We start from the raw sequence: 17,297 nt of genomic DNA on the forward strand, positions 1-17,297 counted from the left end.
GGCCTTGTGTCGCGATGGGCTGCGCAGCAGCCCTGCTACCGTTACTTGTAACGGTGGATGTTGGACAGCTGCTTGTTCGGCTGTGGGTTCTTGCGGTAGATCAGCGCTTTCTTGCCGATGGTCTGCACCAGTTCGGCGCGGCCGGCCTTGCACAGTTCGGCGATGGTCTTGGCGCGTTCCTCGCGATCTTCCGAGCGAATCTCGACCTTGATCAGCTCATGGTCGACCAGGGCGCGCTCCAGTTCGGCGATCACGCCTTCATTCAAGCCGTTGCCAGCAACGATCAGGACCGGCTTCAGGTCGTGACCAATGGACTTGTATTGCTTCTTCTGCTCGTTATTGAGCGGCATAATCTGACCCTTTTCGTCTGATTCTGTAAAATTGACGGGCATTTTACCCGAGGGCCTGTGGCTCCGCCCAGTCAAACACGACGCATATCATCGAGGTGCCCCGTGGTACAACGTTCCAAAAGCAGCGCAAACTGGCTGCGTGAACATTTCAACGATCCTTTCGTCAAGCAGGCGCAGAAGGATGGCTACCGCTCGCGCGCGAGCTACAAGCTGCTGGAGATCCAGGAGAAAGACCGCCTGATCCGTCCCGGCATGAGCGTGATCGACCTCGGTGCGGCTCCCGGTGGCTGGTCGCAGGTGACCAGTCGTCTGATTGGCGGGCAGGGCCGTCTGATCGCCTCGGACATCCTGGAAATGGACTCGATCCCCGACGTTACCTTTATCCAAGGCGACTTCACCCAGGATGAAGTGTTGCAGCAGATCCTGCAGGCGGTCGGCGATTCGCACGTGGACCTTGTGATTTCCGATATGGCCCCCAATATGAGTGGTACGCCTGCGGTGGACATGCCGCGCGCCATGTTCCTCTGCGAACTGGCCCTGGATCTTGCGACCCGCGTGCTCAAGCCCGGCGGAGATTTCCTGATCAAGATCTTCCAGGGCGAAGGCTTCGACATGTACCTCAAGGACGTGCGTAGCAAGTTCGACAAGGTGCAGATGCGCAAACCGTCCTCCTCGCGAGACCGTTCCCGTGAACAGTACCTGCTGGGCAAGGGTTTCAAGGGCGCATGAAAGGCGTGTCGCGGGGTTGCCGATAGTTATTTCCAATCGGTCGCCCCGACTGGATCGTCCGAACTTCGTGTAGTCTAGCTTTCACAAAGGGTTACAGACGGTGCCTGCGGATGCGTGGGTAATGTAGTAAGTTAGGGCGATGAATATCATGCGAGGCACGGCTGCGTCGTGCGCCGGCCTCAGAGGGTAGCGAATTGAACGACATGGCAAAGAATCTGATCCTGTGGTTGATCATCGCCGCCGTCCTGGTGACGGTGATGAACAACTTCTCCAGCCCTAACGAGCCGCAGACCCTCAACTATTCCGACTTCATCCAGCAGGTCAAGGATGGCAAGGTCGAGCGCGTGACCGTCGACGGCTATATCATTACCGGCAAGCGCACTGACGGCGACAACTTCAAGACCGTACGCCCGGCGATTACCGACAACGGCTTGATCGGAGACCTGGTCGACAACCACGTCACCGTCGAAGGCAAGCAACCTGAACAGCAGAGCATCTGGACCCAGTTGCTGGTTGCCAGCTTCCCGATCCTGGTGATCATCGCCGTGTTCATGTTCTTCATGCGCCAGATGCAGGGCGGTGCCGGTGGCAAGGGCGGGCCAATGAGCTTCGGCAAGAGCAAGGCGCGCCTGCTGTCCGAAGACCAGGTGAAAACCACCCTGGCTGACGTCGCAGGCTGTGACGAGGCCAAGGAAGAGGTTGGCGAACTGGTCGAATTCCTGCGCGATCCGGGCAAGTTCCAGCGCCTGGGTGGCCGTATCCCTCGCGGCGTGCTGATGGTCGGCCCGCCGGGTACCGGTAAAACCCTGCTGGCCAAGGCCATTGCCGGTGAAGCCAAGGTGCCGTTCTTCACCATTTCCGGTTCCGACTTCGTCGAGATGTTCGTCGGCGTGGGCGCCAGCCGTGTTCGCGATATGTTCGAACAGGCCAAGAAGCACGCGCCGTGCATCATCTTCATCGACGAGATCGACGCCGTCGGTCGTCATCGTGGCGCCGGCATGGGGGGCGGTCACGATGAGCGCGAGCAGACCCTGAACCAGTTGCTGGTCGAGATGGACGGCTTCGAGATGAACGATGGCATCATCGTCATTGCCGCCACCAACCGTCCCGACGTGCTCGACCCGGCGCTGCTGCGCCCCGGTCGCTTCGACCGCCAGGTGGTGGTCGGCCTGCCGGACATCCGCGGTCGTGAACAGATCCTCAAGGTGCATATGCGCAAGGTCCCGGTTGGCGAGAACGTCAACGCGGCGGTCATCGCCCGTGGTACGCCGGGCTTCTCCGGTGCCGACCTGGCCAACCTGGTCAACGAGGCGTCGCTGTTCGCCGCCCGTGCCAGCAAGCGCCTGGTCGAGATGAAGGAATTCGAACTGGCCAAAGACAAGATCATGATGGGCGCCGAGCGCAAGACCATGGTCATGTCCGAGAAAGAGAAGCAGAACACCGCGTACCACGAGGCGGGCCACGCCATCGTCGGTCGCGTCGTTCCCGAGCACGACCCGGTCTACAAGGTGTCGATCATTCCTCGTGGTCGCGCGCTGGGCGTGACCATGTTCCTGCCGGAAGAAGACCGCTACAGCCTGTCCAAGCGTGCGCTGATCAGCCAGATCTGCTCGCTGTACGGTGGCCGTATCGCCGAAGAGATGACCCTTGGTTTCGACGGTGTTACCACCGGGGCCTCCAACGACATCATGCGCGCCAGCCAGATTGCCCGGAACATGGTCACCAAGTGGGGCTTGTCCGAGAAACTCGGCCCGCTGATGTACGCCGAAGAGGAGGGCGAGGTGTTCCTGGGTCGCAGCGCGGCGAGCCAGCATGCCAGCGTCTCGGGCGAAACCGCCAAGATGATCGACTCCGAGGTGCGCAGCATCATCGATCAGTGCTATGCCACGGCCAAGCAGATCCTTACCGACAACCGCGACAAGCTCGACGCCATGGCCGAGGCCTTGATGAAGTACGAAACCATCGATGCCGACCAGATCGACGACATCATGGCTGGCCGTACCCCGCGCGAGCCGCGTGACTGGGACAATGATTCCGGTACCTCCGGCAACCAGGCTTCCCAGGACGATCGTCCGGAGTCGCCGATCGGCGGTCCCGCGGCTCAACACTAAGGGTATCTATGAGCTTGACGCAGTACCCCACCCGGTTGCCTTGCGGCAACCGGGTTCTTGATTTGTCCCGTACCCATGTCATGGGTATCCTCAATGTCACCCCAGACTCGTTCTCCGATGGTGGGCGCTTCAGCCAGCGCGATGCGGCCTTGCGCCATGCCGAGGAAATGGTAGCGGCCGGTGCGACCCTGATCGACGTGGGGGGCGAATCTACCCGTCCTGGGGCTCGCGCCGTCTCGCCTATCGAGGAACTGGAGCGCGTGGCGCCAATTGTCGAGGTGATCAGCAGTCGGCTCGACGTGATCATCTCGGTCGATACCTCGACGCCCTCGGTCATGCGCGAGACGGCCCGCCTTGGTGCAGGGCTGATCAACGATGTGCGCGCCCTGGAGCGTGACGGCGCGCTCGATGCGGCGGCCGATACCGGTCTGCCGGTGTGCTTGATGCACATGCGTGGCGAGCCGGGCAACATGCAGGACAATCCGCAGTACGAGGATGTGACAGCCGATGTAACGCGCTATCTTGAGCAGCGTATGGCCGCCTGCGCGGCGGCCGGCATCGGGGCTGAGCGCATCATCCTCGACCCAGGGTTCGGCTTTGCCAAGACCCTTGAGCACAACCTGAGCCTTTTCAAACACATGGAAGCGCTCTATCGCCTGGGGCGCCCGCTGCTGGTGGGCGTTTCGCGCAAGAGCATGATCGGTCTCGCGCTGGGCCGTCCGGTCGGTGAGCGGCTCTATGGCAGTCTGGCCCTGGCCGCCCTGGCCATGACCAAGGGCGCGAGCATCCTGCGGGTACATGACGTCGCCGAAACCGTCGATGTCGTGCGCATGATCGCCGCGGTCCAGAGCGCCGAATAAGAACATTGGAGTCACTATGAGCAGAAAATACTTTGGTACCGATGGTATCCGCGGTCGCGTCGGCCAATTCCCCATCACCCCTGATTTCATGCTGAAACTCGGCTGGGCCGCCGGCATGGCCTTCCGCAAGCAGGGCAACTGCCGGGTACTGGTGGGCAAGGATACGCGGATCTCCGGCTACATGTTCGAATCCGCGCTCGAGGCGGGCCTGTCCGCCGCCGGTGCCGATGTGATGCTGCTCGGCCCGATGCCGACGCCGGCCATCGCCTACCTGACTCGCACTTTTCACGCCGAAGCCGGCATCGTCATCAGTGCTTCGCACAACCCCCATGACGACAACGGTATCAAGTTCTTCTCCGGTGCCGGCACCAAGTTGCCGGACGAAGTCGAACTGATGATCGAGGAGTTGCTCGACCAGCCGATGAATGTCGTCGAGTCCGGCAAGCTGGGCAAGGTCTCGCGCATCAACGACGCGGCGGGACGCTACATCGAGTTCTGCAAGAGCAGCGTGCCCAGCAGCACCAGCTTCGAAGGCTTGAAGATCGTCGTGGACTGCGCCCATGGCGCCACCTACAAGGTCGCGCCGAGCGTGTTCCGTGAGCTGGGGGCTGACGTCACCGTGCTGCACGCCGCCCCGGATGGCCTGAACATCAACGAGAACTGCGGTTCGACCCATATCGAGTCGCTGCAGGCGGCGGTCCTGGTTGGTCATGCGGATATCGGCATCGCCTTCGATGGCGACGGCGACCGCGTGCTGATGGTCGATCACACCGGCGCCATCGTCGACGGTGACGAACTGCTGTTCATCATCGGTCGCGACATGCAGGAGCGCGGCAAGCTTCAAGGCGGCGTGGTCGGCACCCTGATGAGCAACCTGGGCCTGGAGCTGGCGTTCAAGGAGCTGGATATCCCGTTCGTGCGGGCCAAGGTGGGCGACCGCTACGTCATGGCCGAACTGCTCGAGCGCGAGTGGTTGCTGGGTGGCGAAAACTCCGGTCATGTCGTCTGTGGCAGCCACACCACCACCGGTGATGCGATCATCGCCGCGCTGCAGGTGCTGATGGCGCTCAAGCGCCGTGGCGAAAACCTTGCCCAGGCCCGACAGGCCGTGCGCAAGTGTCCGCAGGTGCTGATCAACGTGCGCTTCGCGGCGGGCAAGAACGACCCGCTGGAAAACCCCCTGGTCAAGGAAGCCAGTGCCAAGGCCACCGAGGCCATGGCCGGTCGTGGGCGGGTGCTGCTGCGCAAGTCCGGTACCGAACCGCTGGTGCGGGTGATGGTCGAGGGCGACGATGAAAGCCAGGTACGTGGCCATGCCGAGGCCCTGGCCAAGCTGGTCGAAGAAGTTTGTGCCTGAAAGAGGCTTGCCAGCGCAGATCGGGTTGGGTAAGATCTGCGCCCACTTTGACCGACGAGGTAAAGCATGCGTCGCCCCATGGTAGCTGGTAACTGGAAGATGCACGGTACCCGCGCCAGCGTCGTAGAGCTGACCCAGGGCTTGGGCAAATTGTCCCTGCCGAGCGGAGTGGAAGTCGCGGTGTTTCCACCATCCCTGTTCATCAATCAAGTGATTGATGGCTTGGAGGGAAAAGGAATCAACGTAGGCGCACAGAATTCTGCGGTACAATCTGAGCAAGGCGCGCTGACCGGCGAAGTTGCACCGAGTCAGTTGGCTGAAGTCGGTTGCAAATATGTATTGATTGGGCATTCCGAGCGTCGCCAGATTATTGGTGAAAGCGATGAAGTGCTGAATCAGAAGTTTGCAGCCGCTCAGAAAAGTGGTTTGACGCCAGTGCTCTGTATAGGGGAAACTCTTGCAGAGCGCGAGGCAGGTGAGACGCTTGAAGTTGTAGGGCGTCAACTAAGCAGTGTTATCGACGTGTTCGGTATCAAGGCTTTCGCCAATGCAGTTATTGCCTATGAGCCTGTTTGGGCCATTGGTACTGGTTTGACGGCCTCGCCACAGCAAGCCCAGGATGTGCATGCAGCCATCCGCAAGCAGTTGGCGGCGAAGGACGCCGAAGTTGCAGAAAACGTGCAGCTTCTCTACGGCGGCAGCGTGAAGGCGGCCAATGCGGCTGAACTGTTCGGCATGCCGGATATCGATGGGGGGCTCATTGGTGGAGCTTCCCTGAACGCAGACGAATTCGGTGCAATTTGTCGCGCCGCAGGAAACTGAACAAATGCTGGAAACAGTCGTAGTTGTTTTTCATCTGTTGGCAGCGTTGGCACTGGTTGTAATGGTGCTGCTGCAACAGGGTAAAGGTGCGGAAGCAGGTGCATCTTTCGGCGCAGGTGCTTCAAATACTGTGTTCGGAAGCCAAGGTTCCGCTACCTTTTTGAGTAAAGTTACTGCTATACTTGCTGCCACTTTCTTTTTGACTGCACTTGGTTTAGGATACTTCGCCAAGCAGCAGGCTCACCAGCTGACTCAAGCTGGTCTGCCAGATCCAGCAGTGCTGGAAGTCAAAGAGCCAAAGCCGGCAGTCAATGATGATGTACCGGTGCTCCAGCAGCAGAAGAGCGAAACCACCAACTCTGGTGACGTACCTCCTCCAGCCAAAGAGCAGCAGTAACGGGTTTCAAGAAGTAGTATTGCCGAGGTGGTGGAATTGGTAGACACGCAACCTTGAGGTGGTTGTGCCCATAGGGTGTAGGGGTTCGAGTCCCCTTCTCGGTACCAATTGAAGCATGAGAGCCCGCTTTAGCGGGCTTTCTTGCAGGTGGAGGTCGGATTGACCCGGCAAAGGGTTCAGTCTTATACTTTCGCCCCAGCTTTGTCGCGGGGTGGAGCAGCTTGGTAGCTCGTCGGGCTCATAACCCGAAGGTCGTTGGTTCAAATCCAGCCCCCGCAACCAGCTTCAGCAGAGCCCCTTTTCAGGGGCTTTTTGCTAGCCGAACAGTTTTCGGCGCCGTTGTCCAACGGCGCTTTCAGGGATGGGCGCTTCGCCCATTTTTTATTTGCACAGCATGCACGAGGGGGTTCAGGTGTCGAGCAAGCTAGAACAGTTGCAGGCCTTGTTGGCCCCGGTTGTCGAGGGCCTGGGCTACCAATGCTGGGGGATCGAATACGTCTCCCAAGGCAAGCATTCGGTACTGCGTATCTACATCGACAAAGAAGACGGGATCCTGGTGGACGACTGCGAAGCCGTCAGCCGTCAGGCAAGCGCCATTCTCGATGTGGAAGATCCGATCAGCTCTGAATATACCCTCGAGGTGTCCTCTCCAGGCATGGACCGCCCGCTGTTCACTCTGGAACAGTTTGCTGCGCATGCCGGCGAGCAGGTGAAGATCAAGCTGCGTACGCCCTTCGAGGGCCGTCGTAACTTCCAGGGCCTTCTCCGCGGTGTGGAGGAGCAGGATGTGGTGGTCCAGGTGGACCAGCACGAGTTCCTGTTGCCGATCGACTCGATCGACAAGGCCAATATTATTCCCAGTTTTGACTGAGACGTGCCGGACCCGGCGAAACACCCGGGGCCAATGGCTTGCGCAAGGCGAGGCGTACGATGAGCAAAGAAGTACTGCTGGTTGTTGAATCGGTATCCAACGAAAAGGGTGTACCGCCCGGCGTCATTTTCGAAGCGCTGGAAGTGGCACTGGCCACTGCAACCAAGAAACGTTTTGAGGACGAAGTCGACCTGCGTGTGGAAATCAACCGCCACACCGGTAGCTACGAGACCTTCCGCCGCTGGACCGTGGTCGACGAGAACGATCTGGACGATCCGGCGATCGAGACCTGGCTGGAAAAGATCCAGGACACGCACCCGGACGCCAAGATCGGTGACGTGATCGAAGAGAAGATCGAGTCGATCGAATTCGGCCGCATCGCCGCCCAGACCGCCAAGCAGGTCATCGTGCAGAAGGTCCGCGAGGCCGAGCGTGCCCAGGTGGTCGACGCTTACCGCGAGCGCGTGGGCGAGATCATCTCCGGTACCGTGAAGAAGGTCACCCGCGACAACGTCATCGTCGACCTGGGCAACAACGCCGAGGCGCTGCTGGCCCGCGAAGACATCATTCCCCGTGAGACCTTCCGTGTCGGCGTGCGCCTGCGTGCGTTGCTCAAGGAAATCCGCACCGAGAACCGTGGTCCTCAGCTGATCCTGTCGCGCACTGCGCCACAGATGCTGATCGAGCTGTTCCGCATCGAAGTGCCGGAAATCGCCGAAGGCCTCATCGAAGTCATGGCCGCCTCCCGTGATCCGGGATCGCGCGCCAAGATCGCCGTCCGCTCCAAGGACAAGCGCATCGACCCGCAAGGCGCCTGCATCGGCATGCGTGGTTCGCGTGTCCAGGCCGTATCCGGCGAGCTGGGTGGCGAGCGTGTGGATATCGTCCTGTGGGACGAGAACCCGGCGCAGTTCGTCATCAACGCCATGTCGCCAGCAGAGGTTGCTGCGATCATCGTTGACGAGGACGCCCATGCGATGGATATCGCCGTGGCCGAGGACAACCTGGCTCAGGCCATCGGACGTGGCGGCCAGAACGTCCGTCTGGCCAGCCAGCTGACTGCATGGACCCTGAACGTGATGACCGAGAAGGACATCCAGGCCAAGCAACAGGCTGAGACAGGCGACATCCTGCGTAACTTCATCGAGGAACTGGAAGTCGACGAAGAGCTGGCACAGGTGCTGGTCGACGAAGGCTTCACCAGCCTCGAAGAAATTGCCTACGTACCGTTGGAAGAAATGCTCAACATCGATGGCTTTGACGAAGATATCGTCAATGAGCTGCGCGCTCGTGCCAAGGACCGTTTGTTGACCAAAGCCATCGCTACCGAAGAAAAACTGGCAGACGCCCATCCGGCCGACGACCTGCTCTCCCTTGAGGGCATGGACAAGGACCTGGCGGCGGAACTGGCGGTGCGCGGCGTGGTTAACCGCGAAGACCTGGCCGAGCAGTCGATTGACGACCTGCTCGACATCGACGGCATCGACGAAGAGCGTGCCGGCAAGTTGATCATGGCCGCCCGAGCCCACTGGTTCGAGTAATTAGGCGCGGCCTGAGGAGAGAAGTGCATGACGCAAGTCACGGTGAAAGAACTGGCCCAAGAGGTCGAGGCACCGGTAGAGCGCCTGCTGCAGCAGATGCGTGAGGCAGGTCTGCCGCACACCGACGCCGGTCAGGTAGTGACCGACAATGAGAAGCAGACCCTGCTGACTCATTTGAAGAGCAGCCACAAGAGCAAGGCGGAAGAGCCGCGCAAGATCACCTTGCAGCGCAAGACCACCAGCACTCTGCGTGTCGCCGGTAGCAAGAGCATCAGCGTAGAAGTACGCAAGAAGAAAGTATTCGTGCAGCGCAGCCCGGAGGAAATCCAGGCTGAGCAGAAGCGTGAGCAGGAAGAGCGCCGCGCCGCCGAAAACGCCGCGCGCGAAAAGGTTGAAGCCGAAGTGCGCCAGCGCAACGAGGAGCAGGCCCGCCGTCAGGCTGCCGAGGCTCCGGCCGCTGCGCCAGTGGCCAAGGCCGAGCCTGCACCTGTTGCCGCCCCGGTAATGGCCAGCGCGCCGGTGTCCGAAGACGCCGCCGCTCGTGCCGCCGAGCGCAAGAAGGACGAGACCCGTCGTAACGAAAGCCGTACCCGCGATGACGATCGTCGCGGTGGTGGCCCGGCTGCGGCCGGTCGTGGCGAAGCGCCGCGCATGTCGGTCAAGGTCAAGGTCAAGGAGAAGGAAAAGGCTCCGACTCCACGTGCAGCGCCACGCACCACCGACGAAGAGAGCGATGGTTTCCGTCGTGGTCGCGGCGGCAAGGGCAAAGGCAAGAAGCGCAACCAGCACGGCTTCCAGAACCCGACCGGTCCAGTCATTCGTGACGTGACCATCGGCGAGACCATCACCGTCTCGGAACTGGCGCAACAGATGTCGGTCAAGGCCGCTGAAGTCGTCAAGTTCATGTTCAAGCTGGGTACCCCGGTCACCATCAACCAGGTGCTCGATCAGGAGACCGCTCAGCTGGTCGCCGAAGAGCTGGGCCACAAGGTCACCCTGGTCAGCGACACGGCCCTGGAAGATTCCCTGGCCGAATCGCTGAAGTTCGAAGGCGAGACCACATCGCGTGCGCCGGTCGTGACCGTCATGGGTCACGTTGACCACGGTAAGACCTCGCTGCTCGACTATATCCGTCGTGCCAAGGTTGCCGCCGGCGAAGCCGGTGGTATTACCCAGCACATCGGTGCCTACCACGTCGAAACCGATCGTGGCATGGTCACCTTCCTCGACACCCCAGGCCACGCTGCGTTTACCCAGATGCGTGCACGGGGTGCCAAGGCGACCGACATCGTCATCCTGGTGGTGGCGGCGGACGACGGCGTGATGCCGCAGACCCGCGAAGCCGTTCAGCACGCGAAAGCGGCTGGCGTTCCGCTGGTTGTCGCCGTGAACAAGATCGACAAGCCGGGTGCCGACCTCGATCGCATCCGTAACGAGCTGTCGGTCGAAGGCGTGACCTCCGAGGACTGGGGTGGCGACACGCCGTTCGTCAAGGTTTCGGCGAAGATGGGTACCGGCGTCGACGAACTGCTCGAAGCGGTCCTGCTGCAGGCCGAGATCCTCGAACTCAAGGCTACTCCGACCGCTCCTGGTCGTGGTGTCGTGGTCGAGTCGCGTCTGGACAAGGGGCGCGGCCCGGTGGCCACCATCCTGGTTCAGGACGGTACCCTGCGTCAGGGCGACATGGTCCTGGTCGGCTCCAACTATGGCCGCGTACGTGCCATGCTCGACGAGAACGGCAAGCCTGTGAAGGAAGCCGGCCCGTCGATCCCGGTCGAGATCCTTGGCCTGGACGGCACGCCCGACGCTGGCGAAGAGATGTCGGTGGTTGCTGACGAGAAGAAAGCGCGTGAAGTTGCGCTGTTCCGTCAAGGCAAGTTCCGCGAGGTCAAGCTGGCCCGTGCTCACGCCGGCAAGCTGGAAAACATCTTCGAGACCATGGGTCAGGAAGAGAAGAAGACCCTCAACATCGTCCTCAAGACCGATGTGCGTGGTTCCCTCGAAGCGCTGCAGGGTTCGCTCGGCAGCCTGGGCAACGACGAAGTTCAGGTACGCGTCATTGGTGGCGGCGTCGGTGGTATCACCGAGAGCGACGCCAACCTGGCACTGGCCTCGAACGCGGTGCTGTTCGGCTTCAACGTGCGTGCCGATGCCGGTGCGCGCAAGATCGTCGAGCAGGAAGGTCTGGATATGCGTTACTACAACGTGATCTACGACATCATCGAAGACGTCAAGAAGGCCCTGACCGGCATGCTCGGCAGCGATGTTCGCGAGAACATCCTGGGTGTGGCCGAAGTGCGTGACGTGTTCCGTTCGCCGAAGTTCGGCGCCATCGCCGGCTGTATGGTCATCGAGGGTACCGTGTACCGCAACCGTCCGATCCGCGTACTGCGCGATGACGTGGTGATCTTCGAAGGCGAGCTGGAATCGCTGCGTCGCTTCAAGGACGATGCCTCCGAAGTGCGCAACGGCATGGAGTGTGGTATTGGCGTCAAGAGCTACAACGACGTCAAGGTCGGCGACAAGATCGAAGTCTTCGAGAAAGTCCAGGTGGCTCGCACCCTGTAAGGGTCGAGCCGGGTGCAGGCCCCGTCGCAAGGCGGCTGGCGGCGCCTCTGAAGGTAGCGCCCGGTCAGGCTTAAGCCTGACCGGGCGTTTGCCGCTTTACGTTACAGGTAGCAAGAATGGCAAAAGAATACAGCCGTACCCAACGTATCGGCGATCAGATGCAGCGTGAGCTGGCAGAGCTGATCCGCCGTGAAGTCAAAGACCCGCGTGTCGGCCTGGTGACCATCACCGCTGTCGACGTCAGCCGCGACCTGGGTCATGCCAAGGTTTTCATCACCGTCATGGGCGAAGAAACGCCCGATGCAGTGAAGCAGTCGCTCAAGGCGCTGAACAGCGCCGCCAGCTTCCTGCGCCTGCACTTGGGGCGCTCGATGCAACTGCGCAGCGTGCCACAGTTGCACTTCCACTTCGATGAAAGCGTCAGCCGTGGTGTCCACCTGTCTGCGCTGATCGAGCGTGCGGTGGCCGAAGACCGCCTGCACAAGGATGCCGACGAGCTGGACGCCAAGGAGTAAACGGTGGCCCAGGTCAAACGTATCCGCCGCAATGTCAGCGGCATCATCCTGCTCGACAAGCCGTTGGGATTCACCTCCAACGCCGCCCTGCAGAAGGTTCGTTGGTTGCTCAACGCGGAAAAGGCCGGCCACACCGGCAGCCTCGACCCGCTGGCCACCGGCGTGCTGCCACTGTGCTTTGGTGAGGCGACCAAGTTCTCCCAGTACCTGCTCGATTCCGACAAGGGCTACGAGACGGTCATGCAGCTAGGGCAGACCACCACCACCGCGGACGCCGAAGGCGAGGTCCTGCAGACCCGCGAAGTAACCGTTGGTCGCGCCGACATCGAGGCCGTGATTCCGCGTTTCAAGGGTGAAATCCTTCAGGTGCCGCCGATGTACTCGGCCCTCAAGCGCGATGGCCAGCCGCTCTACAAGCTGGCACGTGCAGGAGAGGTAGTGGAGCGCGAGGCGCGTTCTGTTACTATTGGCCGCTTGGAGTTGCTCGAGTGCGAAGGCACCCGTGCGCGCCTGTCGGTTGGATGCAGCAAAGGCACCTATATTCGCACCCTGGTGGAGGATATCGGTGAGGCGCTGGGCTGTGGTGCCTATGTCGCCGAACTGCGCCGTACGCAGGCGGGCCCCTTCGAGCTGGCACAAACGGTGACGCTCGAGGAACTCGAGCAAGCCCATGCCGAAGGCGGCAACGAAGCGCTTGATCGCTTCCTCATGCCTTCGGACAGCGGGCTGCAGGACTGGCCACTGGTGCTGCTGTCCGAGCACAGCGCGTTCTACTGGCTGCATGGCCAGGCGGTACGTGCGCCGGACGCGCCGCAGTTTGGCATGGTTCGGGTACAGGATCACAATGGTCGCTTCATCGGTATCGGTGAAGTGAGCGAAGACGGGCGCATCGCGCCGCGTCGGCTGATTCGGTCGGAATGACCGGAACCACGGGCAGAGGCTTCGGCTGAAACCGGTGGATACGAGGGTGGCTGTTATTAGGCACGGTCACACCTCTTCTTTTTAATACGGGGACTTGTCCCTGGCCTATTGGAGACCGTTCGCGGGATCCGTTTATCAGGAGAAGCCAAATGGCCCTCAGCGTCGAAGAAAAAGCTCAGATCGTTGCCGAATACCAGCAAGCCGCCGGCGATACCGGTAGCCCGGAAGTGCAGGTTGCTCTGCTGACCGCCAACATCAACAAGCTGCAAGGCCACTTCAAGGCCAACGATAAAGACCACCACTCCCGTCGTGGTCTGATCCGTATGGTCAACCAGCGTCGTAAGCTGCTGGACTACCTGAAGGGCAAAGACACCACCCGTTACAGCGCCCTGATCGGTCGCCTGGGTCTGCGTCGCTAATAGCGGCCTGGCCAGTGGTGTTGCATGGCGTGTCGCATGCATCGGCAGGGTTGCCCGGCAACCCTGGCGTTGGACACGCCACGCGATCTGCGAGGTTGGCAGCCTGGTCCGTCGTGCGGTTCATCCGCCCGGCGCCAGGCTCCCAGCCTCGTGTTGTATCTGGACGGTCAATGGGGCCGATTCCCCGTTCTGCCCAAGAATTCGCAAGAACCAGTTCCCCCAAGAGCCACTGAAAAAGGTAGGAAACCGTGAACCCGGTAATCAAGAAATTCCAGTTCGGTCAATCGACCGTAACCCTCGAAACGGGCCGCATTGCCCGTCAGGCCACCGGCGCCGTGCTGGTCACCGTCGACAACGATGTCACCGTACTGGTGACCGTGGTCGGTGCCAAGCAGGCTGATCCGGGCAAGGGCTTCTTCCCGCTGTCCGTGCACTACCAGGAAAAGACCTACGCCGCCGGCAAGATCCCAGGTGGTTTCTTCAAGCGTGAAGGCCGTCCTTCCGAGAAGGAAACCCTGACCTCGCGCCTGATCGACCGTCCGATCCGCCCGCTGTTCCCTGAAGGCTTCATGAACGAAGTCCAGGTCGTCTGCACCGTGGTTTCCACCAGCAAGAAGACCGATCCGGACATCGCCGCGATGATCGGTACCTCGGCTGCCCTGGCCATCTCCGGCATTCCGTTCGAAGGCCCGATCGGCGCCGCCCGTGTCGCCTTCCACGAAAGCACCGGCTACCTGCTGAACCCGACCTACGAGCAACTGGCTGCCTCGAGCCTGGACATGGTCGTTGCCGGTACCGAGTCCGCCGTGCTGATGGTCGAGTCCGAAGCCCAGGAGCTGACCGAAGACCAGATGCTGGGCGCCGTGCTGTTCGCCCACGACGAATTCCAGGCCGTGATCAAGGCGGTCAAGGAGCTGGCTGCCGAAGCTGCCAAGCCAACCTGGGACTGGAAACCTGCCGTTGCCAACACCGAGCTGTTCAACGCCATCCGTGCTGAATTCGGCGAAGCCGTTTCCCAGGGCTACACCATCACCGTCAAGGCCGACCGCTATGCGCGCCTGGGCGAGCTGCGTGACCAGGCGATTGCCAAGTTCTCCGGCGAAGAAGGCCAACCGTCGGCCGGCGAAGTCAAAGAGATCTTCGGCGAAATCGAATACCGCACCGTTCGCGAAAACATCGTCAACGGCAAGCCGCGTATCGACGGTCGCGACACCAAGACCGTTCGTCCGCTGAACATCGAAGTCGGCGTTCTGCCGAAGACCCACGGTTCGGCGCTGTTCACCCGCGGCGAAACCCAGGCCCTGGTCGTCGCGACCCTGGGTACTGCCCGTGACGCCCAGCTGCTGGACACCCTCGAAGGCGAGAAGAAAGACCCCTTCATGCTGCACTACAACTTCCCGCCGTTCTCGGTGGGCGAGTGTGGCCGCATGGGCGGCGCCGGTCGTCGCGAAATCGGCCACGGCCGTCTGGCCCGTCGTTCGGTGCAGGCCATGCTGCCGGCCGCCGACGTGTTCCCGTACACCATCCGCGTGGTGTCGGAAATCACCGAGTCCAACGGTTCGAGCTCCATGGCTTCGGTCTGCGGCGCCTCGCTGGCCCTGATGGACGCCGGCGTGCCGATGAAAGCACCGGTTGCCGGTATCGCCATGGGCCTGGTCAAGGAAGGTGACAAGTTCGCCGTCCTGACCGATATCCTGGGTGACGAAGACCACCTGGGCGACATGGACTTCAAGGTAGCGGGTACCGCCAAAGGCGTCACCGCGCTGCAGATGGACATCAAGATCAACGGCATCACCGAAGAGATCATGGAAATCGCCCTGGGCCAGGCCCTGGAAGCGCGCCTGAACATCCTCGGCCAGATGAACCAGATCATCGGCGAGTCGCGTACCGAGCTGTCGGCCAACGCCCCGACCATGATCGCGATGAAGATCGATACCGACAAGATCCGTGACGTCATCGGCAAGGGCGGCGCCACCATCCGCGCCATCTGCGAAGAGACCAAGGCTTCGATCGATATCGAAGACGATGGCTCGATCAAGATCTTTGGCGAGACCAAGGAAGCCGCGGACGCTGCCAAGCAGCGCATCCTGGGCATCACCGCCGAGGCCGAGATCGGCAAGATCTACGTCGGCAAGGTCGAGCGCATTGTCGACTTCGGCGCCTTCGTCAACATTCTGCCGGGCAAGGACGGCCTGGTGCACATCTCCATGCTGAGCGATGCTCGCGTCGAGAAAGTCACCGACGTGCTGAAGGAAGGCCAGGAAGTCGAAGTGCTGGTACTGGACGTGGACAACCGCGGCCGTATCAAGCTGTCGATCAAGGACGTTGCCGCTGCCAAGGCATCGGGCGTCTAAGCCTTCCCAGGCTGAAAGGAAGGACCCTTCGGGGTCCTTTTTTTATGCCTGCGGCTTTGTCTTGTGGACTTGCATCTTGCATGCAGGATTTTGCCCGGGCTTGCAAAATGCACGACCAGCTATCTATTGGTGAATTGTTAACTTATTGATTTAAAAGATAAAAAACAAAATCAAAAAGCTGGCATACGCCCTGCAACATCACTTCTACCTGACGCCAGGAATCACGGCGCAGACCTTTCGAAAAAACAGGAGTGACCCACATGAAGAAGTTCGCCATTGCTGCCGCTACTGCAACCGCTCTGACCCTGACCATGGCTAACGCGGCATTCGCCCAACAGTCCACCCAGGCCCCGATGACGCTGGCGGCTGGTGAGGTGACCAAAGCCAAGGAAGCGACCTCGGACACCTGGATCACCACCAAGGTGAAATCGGACCTGCTGACCGAGAAGGGCATTCCAGGCAGCGACATCAAGGTCGAGACCAACAAAGGTGTCGTATCCCTGTCGTCGACCACTGCCATTACCGAATCGCAGAAGAAAATGGCGATTGATATCACCAAGAAGATCAAAGGCGTGAAGGCCGTTTCCGCTGATGGCCTTAAAGCCGAATAAGGAATGTCCCGTCGGCCAAACGGACTTGGCCACCTTCACCGATAAAGCCCCGGCCTCTGCCGGGGCTTTTTCATGGGCGCTTAGTACACCGGATTGCGGGCGATCACGTCACCCTCGAAGCATTCCTGTTCGACGATCAGCGGCTCGACCAACGGGCGGCTGTCGCGAAAGTGAGCTGTTTGGGTATGCGCTTCGTACGCCTCATCGTCGCGGTAGATCTCGTACAGGTAGATAACATCAGGGTCGACCCTGTCCAGGGAGACGTCGAACACCAGGCAGCCGGGCTCGGTAGCCACGGAGGCCGCGGCATTGACCTTGATGGCGGTGAGGAAATCGTCGGCGCAACCGGGTTTGACACGGGTCTTGATGAACAGGCTATACACAGGGCGATCCTTTTGTTTTAAATTCTATTCTGAATTGTATACAAAAATGGAGTCGCGCCAATGTCCGAATTACCTGCTCGTCCCGGCCGCCTGAATGGCCTGCGCCATATTGCCCTGCTGGTGCCCAACCTGGAGGAGTGCGAGCGTTTCTATGTCGAGGTGATGGGCATGGAGGTGCTGAACCGGGCCAACGAGGACCTGGTCTACCTGACCTGCGGTAACGACAACCTGTCGCTGGGCCGTGGGGCAGGGGCGGCCAATGGCCTGCAGACCCTCGACCATTACGGGTTCATCGTAGATAGCGTGGAGGAGTTGGAGGCCTGGTACCAGTACTTCAAGGCGCGTGGCGTGACCTTGCTCGACAAACCGTTCAACCATGGGGATGGTGCGCGCAGCTTCCACCTCCTGGACCCAGCCGGGAACAAGGTGCAGCCGCTGTATCACCCGGCGGTGTCGTGGCAACGGCTGGCCTGATGGTATCGATCGCC

Annotated in this window: 17 protein-coding genes and 2 tRNA genes; 17 read left to right on the forward strand and 2 right to left on the reverse strand. The window is 60.8% G+C overall.

Annotated elements, in window-relative coordinates:
- Positions 1 to 41 precede the first annotated feature (41 nt).
- Positions 42 to 350 (reverse strand): ribosome assembly RNA-binding protein YhbY, encoded by a 309-nt coding sequence (yhbY, locus tag ACVWZ5_RS16305; protein ID WP_054573641.1) that lies wholly within the window; start codon positions 348 to 350, stop codon positions 42 to 44.
- Between the two features lie 102 nt (positions 351 to 452).
- Between yhbY and rlmE the strand changes: the two genes are divergently transcribed.
- The 16 genes from rlmE (at position 453) to ACVWZ5_RS16385 (ending at position 16,426) form a co-directional block, all read left to right on the forward strand.
- Positions 453 to 1,079, forward strand: a complete 627-nt coding sequence (rlmE, locus tag ACVWZ5_RS16310; RefSeq protein ID WP_011532133.1) for a 23S rRNA (uridine(2552)-2'-O)-methyltransferase RlmE — start codon at positions 453 to 455, stop codon at positions 1,077 to 1,079.
- 203 nt (positions 1,080 to 1,282) lie between these two features.
- Positions 1,283 to 3,190: an ATP-dependent zinc metalloprotease FtsH gene (gene ftsH, locus ACVWZ5_RS16315; RefSeq protein WP_028691259.1), complete on the forward strand. Its 1,908-nt coding sequence runs from the start codon at positions 1,283 to 1,285 to the stop codon at positions 3,188 to 3,190.
- Positions 3,191 to 3,198: 8 nt separating this feature from the next.
- A complete protein-coding gene (gene folP, locus ACVWZ5_RS16320) occupies positions 3,199 to 4,050 on the forward strand; it encodes a dihydropteroate synthase (RefSeq protein ID WP_084942452.1) in 852 nt (283 codons plus the stop codon).
- Positions 4,051 to 4,066: 16 nt separating this feature from the next.
- Positions 4,067 to 5,407, forward strand: a complete 1,341-nt coding sequence (gene glmM, locus ACVWZ5_RS16325) for a phosphoglucosamine mutase (RefSeq protein ID WP_084942453.1) — start codon at positions 4,067 to 4,069, stop codon at positions 5,405 to 5,407.
- A gap of 66 nt (positions 5,408 to 5,473) precedes the next feature.
- Positions 5,474 to 6,229, forward strand: coding sequence for a triose-phosphate isomerase (gene tpiA / locus ACVWZ5_RS16330; RefSeq protein WP_062572734.1), 756 nt, complete (start codon positions 5,474 to 5,476; stop codon positions 6,227 to 6,229).
- Between the two features lie 4 nt (positions 6,230 to 6,233).
- Positions 6,234 to 6,626 carry a preprotein translocase subunit SecG gene (gene secG / locus ACVWZ5_RS16335; protein ID WP_028691255.1) on the forward strand — a complete coding sequence of 131 codons (393 nt, stop codon included), beginning with the start codon at positions 6,234 to 6,236 and terminating at the stop codon, positions 6,624 to 6,626.
- 21 nt (positions 6,627 to 6,647) lie between these two features.
- Positions 6,648 to 6,733, forward strand: a tRNA-Leu gene (locus ACVWZ5_RS16340).
- Between the two features lie 98 nt (positions 6,734 to 6,831).
- Positions 6,832 to 6,908 (forward strand) — tRNA-Met (locus ACVWZ5_RS16345).
- Positions 6,909 to 7,038: 130 nt separating this feature from the next.
- A complete protein-coding gene (gene rimP, locus ACVWZ5_RS16350; protein WP_036986186.1) occupies positions 7,039 to 7,497 on the forward strand; it encodes a ribosome maturation factor RimP in 459 nt (152 codons plus the stop codon).
- 59 nt (positions 7,498 to 7,556) lie between these two features.
- Positions 7,557 to 9,038, forward strand: coding sequence for a transcription termination factor NusA (gene nusA / locus ACVWZ5_RS16355; protein ID WP_028691253.1), 1,482 nt, complete (start codon positions 7,557 to 7,559; stop codon positions 9,036 to 9,038).
- 27 nt (positions 9,039 to 9,065) lie between these two features.
- Positions 9,066 to 11,606: a translation initiation factor IF-2 gene (gene infB / locus ACVWZ5_RS16360; RefSeq protein ID WP_062572735.1), complete on the forward strand. Its 2,541-nt coding sequence runs from the start codon at positions 9,066 to 9,068 to the stop codon at positions 11,604 to 11,606.
- A 116-nt stretch (positions 11,607 to 11,722) separates the two neighbouring features.
- On the forward strand, positions 11,723 to 12,121 hold the full coding sequence (gene rbfA, locus ACVWZ5_RS16365; RefSeq protein WP_028691251.1) for a 30S ribosome-binding factor RbfA: 399 nt from the start codon (positions 11,723 to 11,725) through the stop codon (positions 12,119 to 12,121).
- 3 nt (positions 12,122 to 12,124) lie between these two features.
- Positions 12,125 to 13,042: a tRNA pseudouridine(55) synthase TruB gene (gene truB, locus ACVWZ5_RS16370; protein WP_062360905.1), complete on the forward strand. Its 918-nt coding sequence runs from the start codon at positions 12,125 to 12,127 to the stop codon at positions 13,040 to 13,042.
- 149 nt (positions 13,043 to 13,191) lie between these two features.
- Entirely contained in the window at positions 13,192 to 13,461 is a 270-nt protein-coding gene (gene rpsO, locus ACVWZ5_RS16375; RefSeq protein ID WP_003249971.1) for a 30S ribosomal protein S15, read from the forward strand.
- Positions 13,462 to 13,709: 248 nt separating this feature from the next.
- Positions 13,710 to 15,815 (forward strand): polyribonucleotide nucleotidyltransferase, encoded by a 2,106-nt coding sequence (gene pnp, locus ACVWZ5_RS16380; protein ID WP_028691249.1) that lies wholly within the window; start codon positions 13,710 to 13,712, stop codon positions 15,813 to 15,815.
- Between the two features lie 260 nt (positions 15,816 to 16,075).
- Entirely contained in the window at positions 16,076 to 16,426 is a 351-nt protein-coding gene (locus ACVWZ5_RS16385; protein WP_062572736.1) for a BON domain-containing protein, read from the forward strand.
- An 80-nt stretch (positions 16,427 to 16,506) separates the two neighbouring features.
- On the opposite strand, the gene ACVWZ5_RS16390 is transcribed toward ACVWZ5_RS16385, so the two are convergent.
- A complete protein-coding gene (locus ACVWZ5_RS16390; protein ID WP_062572737.1) occupies positions 16,507 to 16,809 on the reverse strand; it encodes a putative quinol monooxygenase in 303 nt (100 codons plus the stop codon).
- A 60-nt stretch (positions 16,810 to 16,869) separates the two neighbouring features.
- Here ACVWZ5_RS16390 and ACVWZ5_RS16395 point away from each other — a divergent pair, with 60 nt between their 5' ends.
- Complete coding sequence (locus ACVWZ5_RS16395; RefSeq protein ID WP_457340731.1) at positions 16,870 to 17,283, forward strand: VOC family protein; 414 nt, start codon at positions 16,870 to 16,872, stop codon at positions 17,281 to 17,283.
- Positions 17,284 to 17,297: the final 14 nt, after the last annotated feature.

The organism is Pseudomonas sp. TE6283 (assembly GCF_054060555.1).

What these genes read in the sequence shown, in the direction of transcription:
- yhbY (WP_054573641.1), bottom strand. Translation starts at nt 350, where the DNA reads ATGCCGCTCAATAACGAGCAGAAGAAGCAATACAAGTCCATTGGTCAC.
- ftsH (WP_028691259.1), top strand. Translation starts at nt 1,283, where the DNA reads ATGGCAAAGAATCTGATCCTGTGGTTGATCATCGCCGCCGTCCTGGTG.
- folP (WP_084942452.1), top strand. Translation starts at nt 3,199, where the DNA reads ATGAGCTTGACGCAGTACCCCACCCGGTTGCCTTGCGGCAACCGGGTT.
- glmM (WP_084942453.1), top strand. Translation starts at nt 4,067, where the DNA reads ATGAGCAGAAAATACTTTGGTACCGATGGTATCCGCGGTCGCGTCGGC.
- tpiA (WP_062572734.1), top strand. Translation starts at nt 5,474, where the DNA reads ATGCGTCGCCCCATGGTAGCTGGTAACTGGAAGATGCACGGTACCCGC.
- secG (WP_028691255.1), top strand. Translation starts at nt 6,234, where the DNA reads ATGCTGGAAACAGTCGTAGTTGTTTTTCATCTGTTGGCAGCGTTGGCA.
- nusA (WP_028691253.1), top strand. Translation starts at nt 7,557, where the DNA reads ATGAGCAAAGAAGTACTGCTGGTTGTTGAATCGGTATCCAACGAAAAG.
- infB (WP_062572735.1), top strand. Translation starts at nt 9,066, where the DNA reads ATGACGCAAGTCACGGTGAAAGAACTGGCCCAAGAGGTCGAGGCACCG.
- rbfA (WP_028691251.1), top strand. Translation starts at nt 11,723, where the DNA reads ATGGCAAAAGAATACAGCCGTACCCAACGTATCGGCGATCAGATGCAG.
- rpsO (WP_003249971.1), top strand. Translation starts at nt 13,192, where the DNA reads ATGGCCCTCAGCGTCGAAGAAAAAGCTCAGATCGTTGCCGAATACCAG.
- ACVWZ5_RS16385 (WP_062572736.1), top strand. Translation starts at nt 16,076, where the DNA reads ATGAAGAAGTTCGCCATTGCTGCCGCTACTGCAACCGCTCTGACCCTG.
- ACVWZ5_RS16395 (WP_457340731.1), top strand. Translation starts at nt 16,870, where the DNA reads ATGTCCGAATTACCTGCTCGTCCCGGCCGCCTGAATGGCCTGCGCCAT.